Annotated in this window: 19 protein-coding genes; 14 read left to right on the top strand and 5 right to left on the bottom strand. The window is 60.9% G+C overall.

The window, feature by feature from the left end:
• Positions 1-456: 456 nt before the first annotated feature.
• Positions 457-660, bottom strand: a complete 204-nt coding sequence (locus V5B40_RS06880) for a GDCCVxC domain-containing (seleno)protein (protein ID WP_291987916.1) — start codon at positions 658-660, stop codon at positions 457-459.
• 57 nt (positions 661-717) lie between these two features.
• Positions 718-1,149 carry a Cd(II)/Pb(II)-responsive transcriptional regulator gene (cadR, locus tag V5B40_RS06875; RefSeq protein ID WP_291984622.1) on the bottom strand — a complete coding sequence of 144 codons (432 nt, stop codon included), beginning with the start codon at positions 1,147-1,149 and terminating at the stop codon, positions 718-720.
• A 106-nt stretch (positions 1,150-1,255) separates the two neighbouring features.
• On the opposite strand from cadR, the gene V5B40_RS06870 reads away from it, so the two are divergent.
• Positions 1,256-1,402 (top strand): hypothetical protein, encoded by a 147-nt coding sequence (locus tag V5B40_RS06870; protein WP_291984624.1) that lies wholly within the window; start codon positions 1,256-1,258, stop codon positions 1,400-1,402.
• A 77-nt stretch (positions 1,403-1,479) separates the two neighbouring features.
• Positions 1,480-3,519, top strand: a complete 2,040-nt coding sequence (locus V5B40_RS06865; protein ID WP_434735845.1) for a heavy metal translocating P-type ATPase — start codon at positions 1,480-1,482, stop codon at positions 3,517-3,519.
• Between the two features lie 10 nt (positions 3,520-3,529).
• Here V5B40_RS06865 and V5B40_RS06860 read toward each other — a convergent pair whose 3' ends face one another.
• A complete protein-coding gene (locus V5B40_RS06860; protein ID WP_332353802.1) occupies positions 3,530-4,885 on the bottom strand; it encodes a heavy metal sensor histidine kinase in 1,356 nt (451 codons plus the stop codon).
• Positions 4,882-5,568 carry a heavy metal response regulator transcription factor gene (locus tag V5B40_RS06855; RefSeq protein WP_291984630.1) on the bottom strand — a complete coding sequence of 229 codons (687 nt, stop codon included), beginning with the start codon at positions 5,566-5,568 and terminating at the stop codon, positions 4,882-4,884. Before V5B40_RS06855 ends, V5B40_RS06860 begins: the two co-directional genes overlap by 4 nt.
• Before the next feature lie 192 nt (positions 5,569-5,760).
• On the opposite strand from V5B40_RS06855, the gene V5B40_RS06850 reads away from it, so the two are divergent.
• Entirely contained in the window at positions 5,761-6,102 is a 342-nt protein-coding gene (locus V5B40_RS06850; RefSeq protein ID WP_291984632.1) for a DUF4148 domain-containing protein, read from the top strand.
• A 317-nt stretch (positions 6,103-6,419) separates the two neighbouring features.
• On the opposite strand, the gene V5B40_RS25200 is transcribed toward V5B40_RS06850, so the two are convergent.
• Positions 6,420-6,599 (bottom strand): hypothetical protein, encoded by a 180-nt coding sequence (locus V5B40_RS25200; protein WP_434735844.1) that lies wholly within the window; start codon positions 6,597-6,599, stop codon positions 6,420-6,422.
• Positions 6,600-7,008: 409 nt separating this feature from the next.
• Between V5B40_RS25200 and V5B40_RS06840 the strand changes: the two genes are divergently transcribed.
• The 11 genes from V5B40_RS06840 (at position 7,009) to V5B40_RS06790 (ending at position 16,326) form a co-directional block, all read left to right on the top strand.
• Complete coding sequence (locus V5B40_RS06840; protein ID WP_332353800.1) at positions 7,009-8,298, top strand: TolC family protein; 1,290 nt, start codon at positions 7,009-7,011, stop codon at positions 8,296-8,298.
• 64 nt (positions 8,299-8,362) lie between these two features.
• Positions 8,363-9,712, top strand: a complete 1,350-nt coding sequence (locus V5B40_RS06835) for an efflux RND transporter periplasmic adaptor subunit (protein WP_332353799.1) — start codon at positions 8,363-8,365, stop codon at positions 9,710-9,712.
• A gap of 10 nt (positions 9,713-9,722) precedes the next feature.
• Positions 9,723-12,818 carry an efflux RND transporter permease subunit gene (locus tag V5B40_RS06830; RefSeq protein WP_332353798.1) on the top strand — a complete coding sequence of 1,032 codons (3,096 nt, stop codon included), beginning with the start codon at positions 9,723-9,725 and terminating at the stop codon, positions 12,816-12,818.
• An 11-nt stretch (positions 12,819-12,829) separates the two neighbouring features.
• The gene (locus V5B40_RS06825; protein ID WP_291997195.1) at positions 12,830-13,255 is read left to right on the top strand and encodes a hypothetical protein; all 426 of its coding nucleotides are present in this window, start codon (positions 12,830-12,832) and stop codon (positions 13,253-13,255) included.
• 39 nt (positions 13,256-13,294) lie between these two features.
• Positions 13,295-13,621, top strand: coding sequence for a P-II family nitrogen regulator (locus tag V5B40_RS06820; protein WP_291997196.1), 327 nt, complete (start codon positions 13,295-13,297; stop codon positions 13,619-13,621).
• Positions 13,608-13,841, top strand: coding sequence for a hypothetical protein (locus V5B40_RS06815; RefSeq protein WP_291997197.1), 234 nt, complete (start codon positions 13,608-13,610; stop codon positions 13,839-13,841). Before V5B40_RS06820 ends, V5B40_RS06815 begins: the two co-directional genes overlap by 14 nt.
• Positions 13,838-14,188: a DUF3703 domain-containing protein gene (locus V5B40_RS06810; RefSeq protein WP_169068448.1), complete on the top strand. Its 351-nt coding sequence runs from the start codon at positions 13,838-13,840 to the stop codon at positions 14,186-14,188. Before V5B40_RS06815 ends, V5B40_RS06810 begins: the two co-directional genes overlap by 4 nt.
• Positions 14,189-14,223: 35 nt before the next feature.
• On the top strand, positions 14,224-14,736 hold the full coding sequence (gene lspA, locus V5B40_RS06805) for a signal peptidase II (RefSeq protein ID WP_291997198.1): 513 nt from the start codon (positions 14,224-14,226) through the stop codon (positions 14,734-14,736).
• Entirely contained in the window at positions 14,736-15,197 is a 462-nt protein-coding gene (locus tag V5B40_RS06800; RefSeq protein WP_169068446.1) for a copper chaperone PCu(A)C, read from the top strand. The genes lspA and V5B40_RS06800 overlap by 1 nt, the downstream gene beginning before the upstream one ends.
• Positions 15,194-15,652 carry a disulfide bond formation protein B gene (locus V5B40_RS06795; protein ID WP_169068445.1) on the top strand — a complete coding sequence of 153 codons (459 nt, stop codon included), beginning with the start codon at positions 15,194-15,196 and terminating at the stop codon, positions 15,650-15,652. The genes V5B40_RS06800 and V5B40_RS06795 overlap by 4 nt, the downstream gene beginning before the upstream one ends.
• Positions 15,649-16,326: a DsbA family protein gene (locus V5B40_RS06790; RefSeq protein WP_332353797.1), complete on the top strand. Its 678-nt coding sequence runs from the start codon at positions 15,649-15,651 to the stop codon at positions 16,324-16,326. Before V5B40_RS06795 ends, V5B40_RS06790 begins: the two co-directional genes overlap by 4 nt.
• Positions 16,327-16,343: the final 17 nt, after the last annotated feature.

Here is a 16,343-nt window from a genome sequence, read left to right as displayed (position 1 = left end):
CCAGGGGGCGCTACGGCTGTGGTGTGACGGCTGGTCGACGGCGGCGAATCGTGGCGCGTTCGTGCTGCCTCGACCACGACCTGGTCATTGCCGTCGCGAAGAAACGAGACCTCTGAACGGCCGCTGCCACCGTTCAACGTGACGTTTGGCGGTGTAGCCTCTGGGGCAGGTTCTCGGCCGGAGGGGCCGTTGGGTTGTCGCACCAGGAACGACTGCAATGAGACGGTCAGCGGTCGTTCAACACTACGGGGCCACGAACGACGGCTTTCTCATCCGTCGAACGCGAACTTTCACCAGATTGAGGTCGGAAGGTCGGAAGGTCGGTAGCGCTGCTGCTCGAAGCTAGGGGACGTCTCAGAAAACGGAAAATAGAGCACGCTAAGCCTTTTCGCCGCGCCATGACGCAAACAGCCCGCGCAAAGGCGGGCTGTCGACGGTGCCGGGGAAAGCCTGGAATTACCCGCAACTCCTGTTCTGCGCCTGAATCCGTGGGCATTTTGCCGAGCCGAAGGAACAGAATACGCAACAGTCGCCGGAGTTGGGGCGCAGCAGGTTCTTGCAGTTGCGGCACTCGTAGTAGAACTGGCAAGCGTCAGTCGACATGGTTTCCTGCTGGGCGAATCCACAGTGTGGGGGTAGAACAAGCAGCCGTGTCACCAGCCGCCATTTGAGGAATCAGCTCACGAAACGGGAAAAAGTTGTACGCCAAGACCTCGATTAGCCGAGGTGCGTATGCCTTTCATGCCGAGGTTCTGTTTCCATAGACGCCAGCCCCTGCAAGATTCCACAGGCGTCCATGGCCTGCTCGCTCTGGCAGCGCTGACGCAGCTCACTCAGCTGCTGCTTGAGCTGGGACAGCTCGGCCATACGCACATCGACGTGGGCAATGTGTTCGTCGAGTAGTTGATTGACGCCACCGCAATCACCGGCAGGCTGATCCATCAGACCCAGTAGCGTGCGGATTTCCGCATGCGTCATATCCAGGGCACGACAATTCCGTATAAAGCGAAGCCGCTCGACGTGGAACTCGCCATAGCTGCGGTAGTTGGCCATCGTCCGTGCCGGTGCGGATAGCAGTCCTTCCTTTTCGTAGTAACGCACGGTTTCCACCGTGCATTGCGCCACTTGGGCGAGTTCACCGATCTTCACGGGTAGTCTCCAAAACACTTGACCCTATAGTAACTTCAGGGTGTGAAATGGACAATATACCAACGATTGGACGACGCCATGCCCTCTCGCCCCGTGAAAATTACGCATGTTCACCACGCATGCGGCGACGATCAGTCTCATGCTCACGACGCTTTGCCCGCTCATCACGATCATGGGCATTCGCACGACCATGGTCATGAGTGTTGCGCTGCCGATCCCTTACCAACATCGGCATCAGGCAACGCCAGTCTGATCACAGCCAAAATTCCGGCCGGCTACACACTCACTCGGTTACGCGTCGCACAGATGGATTGCCCGACCGAGGAGGCGTTGATCCGCAACAAGCTGGGTGGCATAGCCACGGTGAGCGGGATGGAATTCAACCTCATGCAGCGGGTCCTGACCATTGTCCACCAGAACAACACGCTACCAGCCGTTGAGACGGCCATCCGTGACTTGGGCATGAGTACCGAGCCAATGGAGGCAAGCAGCCAAGGCAGCGCGCCCACCGAGGCAGTCAGTAAGCCTTGGTGGCCGTTGGCGCTGGCCGGGGTTGCCGCTCTGGGCGCGGAAATTGTCCATTGGGCTGGCTTGCCAGAATGGTTGTCCGGATTGCTGGCACTCGTCGCCATCACAATCAGCGGTGTCGGCACTTTCAAGAAGGGCTGGATTGCGTTGCGCCACGGCAATCTCAATATCAATGCCTTGATGAGCATTGCCGTGACGGGTGCGGTATTGCTGCGGCAGTGGCCGGAAGCGGCCATGGTCATGGTCTTGTTTACTGTTGCCGAGCTGATCGAAGCGAAGTCACTTGATCGGGCACGCAATGCCATTCGCAGCCTGGTGCAGTTGACGCCGGAAATGGCGACAGTACGGCAAGCGAACGGTGCTTGGGCCGAACTGCCAGCCAAGGCTGTCACCATCGGCCAAATCGTGCGCGTCAAACCAGGCGAGCGCGTCGCCCTCGATGGTGTCGTGACGGCTGGGCGATCAAGCATCAATCAGGCGCCTATTACCGGCGAGAGCTTGCCGGTCGACAAGTCGGCTGGAGACAGTGTATTCGCCGGGACCATCAACCAATCTGGCTCCGTCGAATTCCGGGTTACTGCCGAATCCACGCATTCGACCTTGGCACGTATCATTCACGCGGTCGAAGAAGCGCAAGGCGCACGTGCGCCAACCCAGCGCTTCGTCGATCAGTTTGCCAAGATCTACACGCCGGCGGTGTTCGTCTTCGCCATCGCGGTAGCCCTTGTGCCGCCCCTGCTACTTGGTGGCAGCTGGCAGGATTGGGTATACCAGGCGCTGGTTCTGCTGGTCATAGCCTGTCCGTGCGCCTTGGTCATTTCCACGCCCATCACCATCGTCAGCGGTCTGGCAGCAGCAGCCCGCCACGGCATTCTGATCAAGGGCGGTGTTTATCTTGAGGAAGGTCACAAGCTCGCGTGGCTGGCATTCGACAAGACCGGCACCATCACGCACGGCAAACCGGTATTGACCGATACGGTCTTGCTCGATCAGACGGACGGAGTGGATGCCGTCCGAGTGGCCACCAGTCTTGCTGCACGCTCCGATCACCCGGTTTCTCACGCCATAGCCACAAGCGGACAACGGAACGACACCGTCCTGCTTGATGTAGCGGACTTCGCCGCCATTCCAGGGCGAGGTGTGCTCGGAACCGTTGGCGGCGTGCAATATCAGCTTGGTAACCATCGGTTGATCCATGAGCTTGGCGTATGTACTCCTCCCCTGGAGGCTCGGCTTGGTGAATTGGAAGAGCAAGGCAAGACGGTCATTCTGCTCACCGATGGCGAGCGCGTGCTGGTCCTGTTTGCGGTGGCCGATACGGTCAAGGACAGTAGCCGCGCCGCGATCCGGGCGCTACATGAGTTGGGTATCAAAACAGTCATGCTGACCGGCGACAACGCACACACCGCGCGAGCCATCGCGGCCCAGGTTCAGATTGACGAAGCCTTGGGCGATCAACTGCCGGAAGACAAGCTGCGTGCTATCGAACGCTACGCGCAAACAGGCAAGGTTGGCATGGTGGGTGACGGCATCAACGATGCACCGGCCCTGGCGCGAGCTGACATCGGCTTTGCCATGGGCGCGGCGGGTACCGATACGGCTATCGAGACTGCTGACGTCGCACTGATGGATGACGACCTGAACAAAATTGCGCGTTTTGTCCGCCTGTCGCGCACTACCCGGACGGTACTGGTACAGAACATCGCGCTGGCATTGGGCATCAAAGTCGTTTTTCTCGTACTCACGCTGCTCGGTATGGGCACCATGTGGATGGCGGTATTCGCTGATATGGGCGCGAGTCTGCTGGTTGTGGCTAACGCTCTAAGGCTGGTGCGTCAGTAGCAAATTGCTCTCAGATTGGAGTCGTTGGTTGCGTGCTCCCCATGGGCAACACGAAACCAACGGTCGTCCTGCCTGTCGCGGACTCTGCGAATGTCTTGCCGCCATGCATGCGCGCGATGGCGGCGACGATCGACAACCCTAGACCATGGTTGGTTTCGCTATGTTCACGCGCAGGTGACGCCCGGTAGAAGCGATCAAACAGGCGAGATTGGTGCTCTTCCGGGATGGTCGGGCCGATGTTGCTTACCGAAAGTTTGACGGCATTTGTCGCGTCGGAGTCGATGGCCAGCTCAACGATTGAGCCTGGATCGGCGAAGTGGGTTGCATTCGATAGCAAATTTGACAGTGCCCGGCGTAGCAACGCTGTGTCAAAGAAGCCTGAAGAGTCTCCCTGCACCTCAGCACGTAGGCCAGCTTCCTGTAGCGACGCGTCGTGATAGTCGATGACTTCGGCTGCGATCATCGCCAGGCTATCAATACGATCTCGTCGTGCGAGCGCGCCACAAGCGGCTCTTGACAGGAACAGCATGTCGTTAACGAGGCCGGCAAGGCGCCGCAGTTCTTCAAGGTTTAAGCCGAGGACTTCCCTCAATTCATTCGCTTCTCGATTGCCACTCAACGCCAATTCCGTCTCGCCAATCAGTATTGTCAGGGGATTTCGCAACTCATGTGCGACGTCCGCATTGAAGCCATCCAGCTGCTTGTAGGCGTAGTCCAGCCGCGCGAGGAGCGCGTTGAACTGCGTAACCAAAGGCTGCAACTCTTCAGCTTGGCCTGACCCATCCAGCGACTGGTCAAGGCTGTCCGGGGCTAGTGCTGCCGCCTGCCGGGCGAGGTCGTGAATCGGCGCCAGTCCCCGTCTGACGAGCCAAACGCCACTCAGGTAGATCAACGCGGAACCGGCCAAGGCACACGCTAGAAGCGTCCATGCCAAGCGTCTCATTAGTTTAGCATCTGCTTCCGTGTTCAGCGTCATCTGGGCGCGAAGGGCCGATGTGCCGAATAGCATCGACGGAACATCAAAAGTAAGCTGCCTCTGAGAGATGGCGGCTTGTGCGGTAGATGCGGTGCTGTAGACGAGAGCGCCAGCGGGTGTGCTCAGGCGCAACTGAAGATCAGCATGGCCGACAAAGAAATCGTCAAGCTTGTGACGCAGGCTGGTCAATTCGTCCTCGGCTCCAATTTCAGCCACCAGATGGCGGATTACTTCCTCCTTGTGCTGAAGCTCTTCACTCTGGCGAGCCACAAAACTGAGGTTCGTGACGAAGTACACCGCCACACAGACTAGCCCAAGCCCTAGAAGAGCCTGCACAGCGAGCCAACGAGACAACCAGTGGTCTATCGACCCTGGAGCACTCGTCTTCATGACTTTCGGCTTTCTAGGACGTAGCCCATTCCACGGACGGTGTGAAGGAGTTTCTCGTAGAACGGATCGTCGAGTTTGCCTCGCAGGCGACGCACGGCTACTTCGACGACGTTTGTATTGCTGTCAAAGCTCATGTCCCACACCTTCTCGGCCAGTGCTGCGCGCGAAATCACCTGCCCGTGTCGGCGCAGTAGGAGGCTGAGCAGCGTAAATTCCTTAGCGGTCAGGTTGATGCGCTCGCCGCCTCGCGTTACCCGTCGCCGCCCGAGATCAACTTCGAGGTCCGCCAGCCTGAGGATATGGGCGTCCGGACCTAGGGGCTCTCTTGTTCCACGACGCAGCAGGGCCTGCACCCGGGCAAGTAGCTCGGAAAGGGAGAAGGGCTTTACCAAGTAATCGTCGGCCCCAGTTTGCAGGCCCCTCACCCGATCCTCAACCTTGTCCTTCGCTGTGAGCATCAATACCGGCACAGCGCTCTGTCGTCGAAGCGCGTGCACGATTGCGAAACCATCCAGCCCTGGCAGCATGACGTCGAGAAGGACGGCGTCGTATCCGCCGTTCAGCGCAAGCTGCAACCCGGCCGGGCCGCTGTGTGAGACATCAACGACGTAGCTATTCTCCGTAAGCGCCTTGCGTAGGTACTCGGCAAGCCTCAATTCGTCTTCGATGACCAGGATCTTCATGCGCGAATTATCGCGGGATCGGCGATGCAAAAGGATTACGAATTCGTAATTTGGCAGTTCGCAAATTGACGTGCTCGGCGCGCTATCGTACCTCCCGTGCCGAACGTTCAACCCAAACGGCATCGTTACCGCACACCAGCGTGTTTTCAAGTTCCATCAAATTCCACTTCGCCTACAAGAAGGAAACCCATTATGTTGATTCGTACCGCCATACTTTTCCCCATCCTCTCCATCGCCCTCGCCGCACCGACGCTTGCGCTGGCCGAATCGGAGATGCATTTCTCGAGAGGCGAGGTGGGCTACACGTTTTACCCCAATCATGTGAAGTCCACCAAGACCACCGCCCAGGTCATGCGGGAATTGCAGGAGGCCAAGGCAGACGGGAGCTACCAACAGTCTCTGGAAAACTATCCGGCTCCTGCCAAAAGCGTCGGGTCGGGCAAAACTCGAGCCGAAGTGCTCAATGAGCTAAAGAATATTACCCCCGCCGAGCGCGCGCGAATGCAGGCAATCTATACAAAAGGTGCGGGGTAACATCTGAGCTCTTCGTCTTTGAGTTACGGTGATGTTGGCGGCAGTTTCGATCCGTAAAAATTTTGTGACGGTCACGCCTCTGGCATATCCGTACGCACTGTACTCGGGTGCGAACCGGTATTCCAGAGGCGACCGTGATACCCGATATCTCAGGCTCGAAGGCTACCATCTCAACCGCCCAGACCAATCGGCATTGCTATGACGAACGTGCAAAAACCACCTACCTTCCCGGGAAACCAGCGGATGAAACCGACGCAGAGGCAAGGCTTCTTGGTTATACTTCGCCCGTGATCAAGCGCCTCGTCCTTATCCTCTTGCTAGTAGTTGCGCCGCTCCAGGCTGCTTGGGGCGTGGCGGGCGGCTATTGTCCGCATGACGAGCGGAGTGCGGACACGCAGCATTTTGGCCATCACGTACACCAGCATCAGGCGGCCGACCAGAACGACGTCGGCGATCCAACCGCGACAGGTTCTGATGCCGACTGCTTCTCGTGTCACCTCGGATGTGTCGGCGTCACCATGTCACCTGCCCCAGTGCTGTCGTCCACGCCAGCATCGTTGGCTGTCGCCCCCCCCGCTCGCTTTCCCCTCTCCGTCTTTCTCCAGGGTCCAGAACGACCCAATTGGATGCCCGCCGTCTGATCCGGCGGAACGTCCACAGCTTTCAACCGCAATTCCTCTCCTTAAGCCCCAGAACAGGGGCTAAGCGGCCGTCGCAAACGGTGCTTCAGAGTAATGGCGGCCACCAAGCTAGAACCGTGGCGCAATCGCGCAAATCGGCGGCAAACGCCTGCCGATACGGGCTTTTAGCGCGCCTCCCGCGGCAACAACTGATAAATCCAAGGCCAACTTTCTGGTCGCCTTGCCGCCTACATGCGCGGGTATCAAACGGAGATTTCAACGAGACATGCATTCAAATATTCATCGTGGGCGCGTGGCCCGCTTCATCACAACGCTGATCTTGGCGGCCGCCACGTCGGCGGTGCTGGCTGCAGAGTCACCCCTGACCTTGGCAGCGGCCTTGCAGATTGCCGAAGCGGCCAACCCCCAACTTCGGGCAGCGCAAGCCGATCTGGCCGCCACCGAGGGGCAACTCGCTGATACCCGTGGCCTGCTCTGGAACAACCCGCAACTAACCGCCGAACAGGCCCGCCGCAAGGTTCCTCTCCCGGGCCAGGGAGATGACACCCTGCGGGAGTGGGGTGCCGATCTTTCCCAGACCCTGGAGATCGCAGGTCAGCATGGCTATCGTCGCAGCGCGGCTGAGCAGGATCTGGCCGCACTCCAGGAAAGCATCGAAGAGACCCGCCGGCGGGTCCTCGCCGAGGTCGAGCAGAAGTTCGTCCAGGTATTGGGCCTGCAGACGCGTGTTACGACCGAGGCTGAACTGGTCAGCTTGATCAGGGATGCTGCTGGAGCGGCAAGAAAACGCTTCGCGGCGGGCGAAGATACCAAGCTCGACAGCAATCTCGCGGAGGTTGAGCTCGGTCGCGCCGACAATCAGCTGCAAGCGGCGCGCGAACAGCTCATCCAGGCCCGCGCAGATCTCGCCGCCACTCTGCAATTGCCGGCCGAAGCGCTGCCGGAAGTACGAGGGACACTGGCCTCCGAAGTGGCCACGCCATACACCCTGGACGAGCTGCTGGCCGCAGCCGCTGACCGGCCGCGATTACGTGCGCTGGAGTACCAGGAGCAGGCCGCCCGCAGTCGCCTGGGCTTGGAGCGTGCCGCGGCATACCCGGACGTGACTGTTGGCGTTTTCACGGCCCGTGAAGGATCAAGCGATGCACGCGAGCAGATCACCGGCGTTTCCGTTTCCTTACCCCTGCCACTGTTTCGCCGCAACGCCTCCGGCATCGGCAGAGCGGTCACCGACGTGAGCAAAGTCCAGATTGAGCGCGAGGTGGCCAATCGGGACGCGCGCGCAACGGTCCTGGCTCTGTGGCAGAAGCGGGAAAGCCTGCGTGGTCGGGTAGAGCAGCTTGATCAAGTTGTCCTGCAACGCCTGAACGAGAACAAGCGTCTGTCCGTAGCAGGCTACCGGGCCGGTGAGATCAGCCTCACTCAACTCTTGCTAGCAACCCGGCAAGTTCTCGATACCCGCCGCGAAGTGCTGGAGGCCATGACCGATCTGGCCCTGGTGCGCATCGAACTCGAGCAGGCAGCGGGCTGGCATCGGCAGCCGAAAGGCTCGTGATGAGTCATCACCGAGTCGCACACCGCACCCGTCACCTGAAAATGTATCCATTGAAAGATCATTCATGAACAACCTATTCCACGTACTCCCGGCGCATCGGGCTGCACTTTTCGCACTCGGCTTCTCCGCCCTGATTCTCGGCGGCTGTGGCAAGACCGAATCTCCGGCCACCGCCGCCAAAGCCGGCACGGCAATGAGCAGCGCCGAAGAGCAGCACGCCGCTGCCGAGAAGCCAGGCGAACACCGGGGCAAAGACGAACACGCTGCGGGCGAGAAAGCCGGGGCACACGCTGGGGAGGTTAGCAAAGACGGGAACGGCCACGGCGACGAGCATGAAGCAGGGGAGGTGGAAGCGCTCAAGCTCAGTGCCGAAGAGATTCAATCTGCCGGCATCGAGAGCGCAGAAATACTGGTGCAGGAAGTGAGCGAACCGCTCACCCTGACCGCCACCATCCGCCCGAATCAAGACCGCATAGCGCACGTGGCGCCACGCGTCCCTGGGCGCATCGTCAATGTCAAAACCAATCTCGGCGACCAGGTAAAGGCCGGGCAGACGCTGGCCGTTCTCGATAGCCTGGAAGTCGGCGATGCGTACTCGGCTTACCTGCAGGCAGCGACCCAGCAGTCGGTAGCCAAGGCCGACTTCGAGCGCGCCGAGAAGCTGCACGGCGATCAGATCATTGCCCAGAAAGACCATCTGCGCGCCCATGCCGAGTACGAGAAGTCCAAGGCCGCTCTCGCAGCGGCCAGGGACAGGCTGCGCATGCTGGGTGTGGACGCCTCGCCTACGGGCGACGGCAAAGCACGATCCACCTTCCCGGTCAGCACGCCGTTCGCCGGAACGGTAATCGAAAAGCACGCCATCCTCGGCGAGCTCTCCCAGCCAGACAGTCCGCTTTTCGTCGTCGCCGACCTGTCGAAACTGTGGATCGCAGCCGATCTGTTCGAGAAGGATCTCGGCCGCATCCAGGTAGGCGCCAGTGCGATTGTTACCGTTGCCGCCTATCCAGACGAGTCCTTCGAGGGCACGCTGACCTACATCGCGGCAGTGGTCGACAAGGAGACCCGTACCGTGCAAGCGCGTGTGGAAGTGACGAATCTGGACGGCCGGCTCAAACCGGAAATGTTCGCCACCGTCGCCATCCGTACCATCGAGACGACCAGACAGGGTGCGACAGTCAAAGCCTTGCTGGTCCCCACCGAGGCCGTCGTGTTGATGAATGGTCAGCCCACGGTGTTTATCGAGGACAGCGACGGCTTCGAGCCGAGAAATGTCGTGCTCGGGCAGAAACTGCGTGGGCGCCTGGTGGTCAAGAGTGGCCTGGCGGCGGGCGAGCGGGTGGTGACGGCGGGCGCTTACGCCCTTAAGGCACGCATCATGAAGTCGGAGCTTGGCGCAGGTCACGGGCACTGAGGGGAAAACCATGCTGAACCGTATCGTTGATCTCTCATTGCGCTACAAGCTGCTCGTCTTGCTGGCTTTCGTGCTGATGGCTTTCTTTGGCGTCCGCGCCTTTCTCAACGTCCCGGTGGATGCGTTCCCGGACGTTACCCCGAACCAGGTCAACGTCTATACAGAGTCGCCTGGACTGGCCGCCGAAGATGTCGAACAACTGCTCACGACGCCGATTGAAACGGCCATGGCTGGCCTGCCGGGGGTCGAGCAGATTCGCTCGGTTTCCCTATTCGGCCTGTCTTACGTCGGTGTCTATTTCAAGGATGATGTGGACATCTACTTCGCCCGGCGCCTGGTCGGAGAGAAGTTGCAGGAGGCCAAGGAACGTTTACCCGCAGGCTATGGCGAGCCTTCTCTCGGACCGAACAGCTCGGGGCTTGGCCAGGTTTTTTGGTACACCGTGGAATCGGCCGACGAGAAACTCTCGGCCATGGACCTGCGCACCTTGCATGACTGGACCGTGCGTCTCATGTTGCGCACCGCGCCGGGGGTAGATGACGTCACCACCTGGGGGGGGCAGGAAAAGCAATACCAGGTCCAGATCAATCCAGAAAAACTGATCAAGTACGGACTCTCCTTCAAGGCCGTCATGGAAGCGCTTGCCGCCAATAATCGGCAGGTGGGCGGACAGTACATCAACCTCGGCCAGGAGCAATATCTGGTTCGCGGCCTTGGTCTGGTGGCCAACACCACGGACATTGGCAACGTGGTCATTGCCGAGCGCGAGGGCGTGCCGATCCACGTGCGCGAGGTGGCCGAAGTCAAGGAAGGCCCGGCGCTGCGCTTCGGGGCAGTGACGCGCGACGGCAAGGAGGTGGCTCTCGGTATCGCCCTCGCACGGATCAACGAAAACCCCAAGAGTGTCGTTGATGCGGTGAAGCAGAAACTCGATCTCGCGCGCCAGGCACTACCCCCTGGTGTCAGCATCAAGCCGGTCTACGACCGTACCGAGCTGGTCGACAAGGCGCTCGCGACCGCCGAAAGCGCCCTCGTGGAAGGATCGATCCTGGTGGCGATCGTGCTCTTCCTGTTCCTCGGGGAAATTCGCTCGGCAGTGGTCGTGATCGCCACTTTGCCGCTGGCGATGCTGTTCGCCTTTCTGATGATGCAATATTTTGGGCTGTCGGCCAATCTCATGTCTCTGGCAGGTCTGGCGATCGGCATCGGCATGATGGTGGACGGTGCCGTGGTCATGGTGGAGAACGCCTTCCGCTTGCTCTCGCATAAGACTGGTCAGGTCGTAAACCGCACTCACGTGATACTGGAAGCTGCGCGCGAGGTCATCAACCCGATCGCTTTTGCCATTCTCATCATTATCGTGGTGTTCCTGCCGCTTTTCTCGCTGACCGGTCTGGAGGGCAAGCTGTTCAAACCCATGGCCTTCACGATCACTTTTGCCATGGTGGGCTCGCTGATTCTCACGCTTACCCTGGTGCCTGTGCTCGCCGCGCTGATCCTGAAACCCAAGGAAGAAAAAGACACGTTTCTGGTTCGCTGGATCAAGGCGGGCTACCTGCCGATTCTCGACTGGGCGCTGGAAAACAAGAAGAAGGTGATCGTCGCTTCGCTGACCTTGCTCGTCTCGGCCCTCGCCACCTTCCCCTTCCTCGGCAAGGAGTTCATGCCGACGCTCCAGGAAGGCGCCATCATGTTCAGAGCGACCGGCATCCCGTCGACTTCGCTGGAGGAGTCGATACGCGTCTCGCAACAAATGAATGATGTACTCAAGAAAGAGTACCCACAGACCAAGATGGTGCTGGCCACCATTGGACGCGCAGAAAAGGGCGAAACCGCCGACGCCAACTACATGGAGGTGCTGGTAGAGGTGAAACCGCAAGCTGAGTGGCCTGAGAAGATGTCCATACCGGAACTTTCAGACCGCATGAAGGAAACCCTGGAGGTGGCGCTACCGACCGTGGTGGTAGGCAACACCCAGCCAATCCAGATGCGGGTCGAAGAACTGATTTCGGGCGTACGTGCAACGCTTGCCCTCAAACTTTACGGACCAGACCTCGCCGAACTCGACCGCCTGGGCGCAGAAAGCAAGGGCATCCTGAGCAGTGTACCTGGCGTCGCCGACCTGTCTCTGGAAGCCAACAAGGGCAAGCCGCAACTGGTCGTGAAGGTCAACCGCGAAGAAGCCGCGCGTTTCGGGATCAACGCTGACGAGATTCTGGAGATGGTGCAGGCCGGAATCGGCGGGACGGCTGTCAGCACGCTCATTGATGGCGTACGCCGCTTCGACATTCAGGTGCGTCTCGATGCAGCATTCCGTGATACGCCGCAGGCAATCGGTAATATCCCGGTGCGTACCTCATCCGGCGCCATGGTCCCGCTCTCGCGCGTGGCGACGGTGGAGATGGACGAGGGCTATACCTTCGTGCGCCGCGAGCAATTGAGCCGCTATGCTGTCTTGCAGATGGACGTGAGAGGCCGCGACGTGGACGGTTTCGTCCAGGAAGCGGACGAGAAAATTCGGAGTCAGCTGAAGCTTCCCGAAGGCTACTGGATTGAATGGGGCGGGGCTTTCGAGAATCAGCAGCGGGCGATGGCGCGACTGGCGCTTATCGTACCGCTCACCATTGGACTCATCTTTGTCCTGCTGTACACCGCCTTCAACTCGCTGACCCTCGCCACGCTAATTATTGCCAACGTGCCCTTCGCGGCAATTGGCGGGGTCTTCGGACTGGCGATAACCGGCCAGTACGTCTCGGTGCCCTCTGCGATTGGCTTCATCGCCGTGTTCGGGGTAGCCATGTTGAACGGTATCGTACTGGTGTCATTTCTCAACGACCAGCGCGGCCAGGGCCTGTCGATCCGTGACGCGGTACGCCAGGGGACGGCGCTACGCCTGAGGCCCGTACTGATGACCGCCTCGGTGGCCATCCTCGGCCTCATCCCGATGTTGCTTGCGCAGGGCGTTGGCGCGGAAACACAACGGCCTTTGGCGACAGTCGTCGTCGGTGGCCTGCTTACCTCGACGGCCCTGACGCTGCTCCTGCTGCCGCTCATGTACGAGTGGGTCGAGACGCGCCGCGAGCGTCGCACCAGAACTTCACAGTGAAAGGAACAAAGATGAATACGGTGTTCGCTATCGTCGGTCTGACCGCGCTGACGCTTACCGGTTGCGCAGGGCATACGCACGCGCTTGCGCCGGCAAGTGGAAACCCGAGCGTCACGGTTGGCACCTTCAGTCACGAGGGGCGCGGGGCGCCGGCAATGCTCCTGGAGGTCGAGGGGCGGCGTTTCACCGCCAAGGACTTCGCGATACGCCGCAACGCCAACCTCTCGGCCTTGCAACAGCACGACAGTCGTGGCCGGCGTCACAGCGGGATCTCGGCTGGAAGCGATAGCGAACACTACGACTACTCGGCCAACCCGGAATTGCGCGCGGCGGATGGCGCGGTGCTGCGATGCACCCTGACCTGGCCCGCTCGGCAAGCGCCTGCAGGCTATTGCGAGATGGATGAAGGGACGCGTATCGCTGTCCGCTTTGAGTAAGCGAATCGGCAATCATGAAAAATCCAAAGGAGAACTGACGTGAAGGAAATTAAGGCATTCATCCGGCAGCACCGCATCGCCAACGTGCTTCAGGCGCTGCGCGATCTGAAGGTTGCCGACATCAGCTATCACAACATCACGGTCTCCCAGGTGCAGCGGCCCTTGGCGAGTGAGGACCCAGCGCAGCAGCACTACTCCCTGGATCTTGCCGAAGCCGTCGTCTCCGAATACAAACTGGACCTCGTATGTGCCGATGAAGTGGTCGAGGAGCTGATTGCCGCCATCACGACAGCAGCGCATACGGGTCTGCCAGACGCCGGCTGGATATTTGTGAGCGAGGTGACGACGGCGATTGAAATTCGCTGAAAGCCTGCACAACTTGCAGCTTTCCGAAGCTTCACCCTCAAGCCGGACGTATGATGGCCAGATGGAAATTATGATAATGATCGGGGCAACGGCCAGTGGCCACAGATTGCGACTCACGAACAAGAGCGCGGCCAATGCTCCGCCCGCGCTCACGCAGGCCGACATGGTGGTGATGAACGACGACCTGCGTCTGCAGAGAACGGCGAAGGGCGTGTCATGACCGGAGCAGCATCACCACGGATCGAGGCCTTCGAGGCCAAGATAGCCGTGTCGGCGCGGCACCGGCTTGCCGGCTACCCCCGGCGTGCGTTCGCTGCCCTGGAGCGGGCACATGTGCTGGGGCAGCGGGACTTCAGTGCGCACCTGCGCGTGCATGGGTGGATGCTTCGGGTCGGCTGGGAAACGGGTGACTCGCGCGAAGTGGTCGGGCAGCTGATGCGACTCGCGCTGGTGCCGCTTGGCCCCCTCCTGCCAATTGGCAACACCGGCGGCGCGAGCGTCAGCGCCTTCGCGCCGATGGGCATCCCGCCCGAACTGAAACGGCTGCTGCAAGGCCGCGACCGATGACCCCCCCCTCTGCCAGCGCGGCGCAACCCCACCCTGTGGCCGCCGCCTCGAGCGACCGCTGGTGGCTGTTGATGGGGATCGCCGCGTCAATGCTGGCGCTCGACCAGGGCGTCAAGTGGATCGTCGCGCAGAATCTGCCGCTGGGCGCGAGCATCGCGGTCACCGAGTGGTTCAATCTGGTCCATGTTCTCAACCCGGGTGCTGCGTTTTCGTTCCTGGCCGATGCCGGCGGATGGCAGCGCCATGTGCTGACCGTGCTGGGTGTGGCCGTCAGTGTCGTGCTCGCCGGGCTGCTGTGGCGCGGCGTCGGCAGTCCTGTCGAGCGCGTGGCCTATGTCGGTCTGATCGGTGGCGCGCTGGGCAACGTCGTCGACCGGGTTCGCATTGGCGCGGTGATCGACTACCTCGATCTGCATTGGCGCGACATGCACTGGCCTGCGTTCAACCTGGCGGACATCTTCATCGTCGGCAGTGCGGCGCTGCTGGTGCTGGCGGCGTTCAGGCCGGGCCCAAACGGGCAACAAACCGGACAAGGGAGTACTGGATGATGAGCATTGCTGTTTCGAATCGTCGACTTGCGCGCATCGCCGCAGCCTTGTTGATATTGGGTGCGGCGTCAGCCGTCCATGCGCAGGTGCGGGTCGACGGGGCGTGGGCGCGTGCGACCGTGCCGAGCCAGTCGGCCACGGGCGCCTTTATGCGCCTGACCGCCGACAAAGATGTCGTTCTCACCGGCGTCAGCTCGCCGGTCGCCCGTGTCGTCGAAGTGCACGAGATGTCGATGGACAAGGACATCATGCGCATGCGCGCAGTCGATCAACTTCCCTTGAAGGCCGGCCAGACGAACGAGCTGAAGTCCGGTGGACTGCACATCATGATGATGGGGCTGAAGAAGCAGATCAAGGTGGCGGAGGTCGTGCCCTTGACGCTCTCGTTCAAGGCGGCCGACGGCCGCGTGTCGACGGTCGAAGCGAATGCAATGGCCAGTTTCGCCCCGCCCGAACGATGAGCACAGCACAGTCGGTGGGGCCGCGCCACGGCGGCCGGTATGCCACGTTCTGGACACCGCTGTTCCTGGCCTGGCTGCTGGCGTTGTTGGCCACGGCCGGCGCACTGTTCCTGGGCGAGGTTATGGGCAATACACCCTGCGTTCTGTGCTGGTATCAGCGCATCGCGATGTTTCCGCTGGTGCTGGTGCTCGGCATGGGCTTGTTCACCTCGGACCCTCGCTGTGCGCGCTACGCCTTGCCACTGGCCGCGGTGGGATGGGGCATCGCTGCCTACCACCTGATGGTTTTCTGGGGCGTGGTGTCCGAGGGCCTCGTGCCCTGCGGCCAGGGATCGTCCTGCACCGATATCGATGTGCAGGTGGCCGGTTTGATGCCGATTCCGCTGCTGTCGCTGGCGGCGTTCAGCGGCATCCTGGTGCTGCTGTGGTTTTCAATGAGGAGGGAAAAGGCATGAGCAGGAAGTGGATGGTTCTGGCGACGGTCGCCGTGGTCGTTCTGGCCTTCGCGGCAGGGGTCGTGGTCTTCACGGGGCGCACGAACCAGGAGGTGACGGCGGCGGCCCAGACGCACAGCGACGCGCTGGTCAGGCCGCACTCGCCCATCTACGGCAATCCGGCGGCCAAGGTGACGATCGTCGAGTTCTTCGATCCGTCCTGCGAGGCCTGCAGCGCCTTCTATCCGATCGTCAAGCGCATCGTCAACGCGAGCTTCGGCCAGGTCCGGCTCGTCGTGCGCTATGCGCCCTTGCACCACGGGTCGGATACGGCCGTGCGGATCATCGAGGCGGCGCGGCTGCAGGACAAATACTGGGACGCGCTCGAGCGGGCGCTGGCTGCGCAGCCGCAGTGGGCCGCGCATGGCCGGCCCCAGCCGCTATTGATCTGGGACGTCATTGGCGACATCGGCCTGGACATGGCGAAGGCGAGAGCGGATGCCGATGGGCCGGCCGTCGACCAGGTGTTGCGGCAGGACATCGCCGACATGCAGGCGCTGAAGGTGAATCGCACGCCAGGCTTCTTCGTCAATGGCACGCCCTTGCGTGACTTCGGCGAGGCGCCATTGAAAGCGCTCGTCGAGCAAGAGCTCAAGAAGCGGTCGGCTCAGAAAACGGAAAATAAAGCACGGTAAGCAATTTGGCAGATGCC

The sequence above is a fragment of the Candidatus Accumulibacter meliphilus genome (assembly GCF_036625345.1).
Taxonomy (GTDB): domain Bacteria; phylum Pseudomonadota; class Gammaproteobacteria; order Burkholderiales; family Rhodocyclaceae; genus Accumulibacter; species Accumulibacter meliphilus.
This window is presented reverse-complemented; position numbering and strand designations above follow the sequence as displayed.

Excerpts from the sequence above, each read along its gene's own strand:
- V5B40_RS06830 (WP_332353798.1), top strand. The coding sequence starts at position 9,723 with ATGCTGAACCGTATCGTTGATCTCTCATTGCGCTACAAGCTGCTCGTC.
- V5B40_RS06870 (WP_291984624.1), top strand. The coding sequence starts at position 1,256 with ATGTTCACCACGCATGCGGCGACGATCAGTCTCATGCTCACGACGCTT.
- V5B40_RS06850 (WP_291984632.1), top strand. The coding sequence starts at position 5,761 with ATGTTGATTCGTACCGCCATACTTTTCCCCATCCTCTCCATCGCCCTC.
- V5B40_RS06790 (WP_332353797.1), top strand. The coding sequence starts at position 15,649 with ATGAGCAGGAAGTGGATGGTTCTGGCGACGGTCGCCGTGGTCGTTCTG.
- V5B40_RS06840 (WP_332353800.1), top strand. The coding sequence starts at position 7,009 with ATGCATTCAAATATTCATCGTGGGCGCGTGGCCCGCTTCATCACAACG.
- V5B40_RS06855 (WP_291984630.1), bottom strand. The coding sequence starts at position 5,568 with ATGAAGATCCTGGTCATCGAAGACGAATTGAGGCTTGCCGAGTACCTA.
- V5B40_RS06795 (WP_169068445.1), top strand. The coding sequence starts at position 15,194 with ATGAGCACAGCACAGTCGGTGGGGCCGCGCCACGGCGGCCGGTATGCC.
- V5B40_RS06825 (WP_291997195.1), top strand. The coding sequence starts at position 12,830 with ATGAATACGGTGTTCGCTATCGTCGGTCTGACCGCGCTGACGCTTACC.
- V5B40_RS06835 (WP_332353799.1), top strand. The coding sequence starts at position 8,363 with ATGAACAACCTATTCCACGTACTCCCGGCGCATCGGGCTGCACTTTTC.
- V5B40_RS06800 (WP_169068446.1), top strand. The coding sequence starts at position 14,736 with ATGAGCATTGCTGTTTCGAATCGTCGACTTGCGCGCATCGCCGCAGCC.
- V5B40_RS06810 (WP_169068448.1), top strand. The coding sequence starts at position 13,838 with ATGACCGGAGCAGCATCACCACGGATCGAGGCCTTCGAGGCCAAGATA.
- V5B40_RS06860 (WP_332353802.1), bottom strand. The coding sequence starts at position 4,885 with ATGAAGACGAGTGCTCCAGGGTCGATAGACCACTGGTTGTCTCGTTGG.